Raw genomic sequence first — 1,704 nt, 5'->3', positions numbered from 1 at the left:
AAAACCTTGGTTTGGGAGGAGCTAAATACGTAACCAGTCGAGGAAGTAACGCAAATGGAGCTTGGGTAATATGGTCGGATGGAGCCATTGAGGTTATGGGGTATGGTGTAATCCTTGATAACGGCCTGGCAACCGTTAATTACCCAATTGCGCTACCAGGTATAAGCCGCTATATCAGCATTGCCGAACGTCTCTCTGCTGATCCTGGCACAGCACCCAACTTTGCTCATTCATCAATGATCATTGATGCTTTAACAACAAATATCGGTTTCAAAGCTCGTTGCACAATGGCCGCAACGGGTGCCCCATCAAATAATGGTTTTTCGTGGAGAGTTTACTATGCGCCTATTTAATCCGATCACGATGACGGAGGTCATTCATGGTTTCCACGATACTGTTGGTGCTATAGAGCTCCCTGAAGATAACTGGTTTTTCACAATGCGGGAAATACCTGAGGGAATGCGGCTTGAAGTCAATGAAAAAGGTGAGCCAACTCTTATGGAAATTAGCCATGATATATCTGGCAACGAATAAATGAATACGTTTCCTGGCTGAATGCTGAAAATATCAGGTGCTGCTGATGATTATTGATACATCAAAAGCACCTGATATTGGATGACCTATACCTCGGGTTTTGGTGGAAGGTAAAGATTCGGAGCAGTGCCGGTATCAATCTTAGTTAGTTTATAACGGTACCGCTGCCATTCAGTCAGACGTGGAATATCTGCATCGTCAATGTAGCCTCCAACCTGAGCATCTGCCAATGGTGCGATAATTGCAGACGCTTCAGCCAGTAATGCGGTTTTCTGCTGTTCAGCCTTTTCCACATCCGCAGAGTGTTTCGCTTTTACGTCGGTTATCCACTCGCTGCCACTCCACTTATCATATGGCGTACCAGGGGCTTCTGTAGTCGTATCTTTCGGATAATCACCCGGCAGGGAAATCGTGACTCGTTGACCTGTCTTCGTGCTGTATACAGTTTCACTACGATGATCGGCGAGGTACTCCCATGCGCTTAAGTCAGAGGTGCGACAAATGGTAAAACCTTCTTTAGATTCTCCAGGCGCATCAATACATGATAAGGCTGGAATACCTACACCTTCCGCTAAATATTCAACGGATGAAGAAAGGTATTCGCGCGTCTCACCATCGTAGTTAAATACAGTTACATCACCGGCCATTGTAGCAATAATCTGATTGTTTAATTTTGCTTTCACCATTACGCTGCTCTCACGATGTAATTAAATGCGATGTTGCGCGGACGTGTTTCTGCCGCAGAACGCGCGACGAGGGATGAATCAAAGACAAGATCGACCCCCTGATATTCGGCATTCTGACCGTTAGTATTTGGGTAAATTGAACTTCCTCGCTTAAAAACCCCGCTGACATTAGATGTGCTGCTATTCACGAAGCCAGTTGCGGCACCGTTACTTGCTGAACCAGTCATTTTTTGAAGAGCATCGAGCTGCAAAGAAAGCAGTGTTCGACCAGCATCAATACCGCGCACATCATCCCAGCCACGGATAAACTCCCCGCGTAAATCAGGCAGTCTGAGTGCCGGGTAGGCCTGAGCCAGTTTTGGATATTGGGAAGCTGTGAATGCAGCTCCATTGCACTTGAGCCATCCCGTCGGTGGTGTCGCTGACGGCCACGGAACGGGAACGCCGGCCGGCAATGCAGAACCCTCTCCCAAACCAAGGTTTT

At 47.2% G+C, this 1,704-nt stretch carries 3 protein-coding genes and 1 pseudogene; 2 read left to right on the top strand and 2 right to left on the bottom strand.

Annotation, left to right across the window (positions count from 1 at the left end):
• Positions 1 to 353, top strand: a pseudogene (locus OTG14_RS23650) (phage tail protein); the annotation flags it as partial.
• A complete protein-coding gene (locus OTG14_RS23645) occupies positions 340 to 534 on the top strand; it encodes a hypothetical protein (RefSeq protein WP_061716468.1) in 195 nt (64 codons plus the stop codon). The pseudogene OTG14_RS23650 and the gene OTG14_RS23645, both read left to right, overlap by 14 nt.
• A gap of 86 nt (positions 535 to 620) precedes the next feature.
• On the opposite strand, the gene OTG14_RS23640 is transcribed toward OTG14_RS23645, so the two are convergent.
• Positions 621 to 1,220 (bottom strand): tail fiber assembly protein, encoded by a 600-nt coding sequence (locus tag OTG14_RS23640; RefSeq protein ID WP_267215821.1) that lies wholly within the window; start codon positions 1,218 to 1,220, stop codon positions 621 to 623.
• On the bottom strand, positions 1,220 to 1,704 hold a 485-nt coding region (locus OTG14_RS23635), incomplete at its 5' end, for a phage tail protein (RefSeq protein WP_267215820.1). The genes OTG14_RS23635 and OTG14_RS23640, both read right to left, overlap by 1 nt.

Source organism: Enterobacter pseudoroggenkampii (assembly GCF_026420145.1).
GTDB classification, from domain to species: Bacteria; Pseudomonadota; Gammaproteobacteria; order Enterobacterales; family Enterobacteriaceae; genus Enterobacter; species Enterobacter pseudoroggenkampii.
The sequence above is the reverse complement of the archived record's forward strand: the minus strand, read 5'-3'. Positions and strand labels throughout refer to the sequence as shown.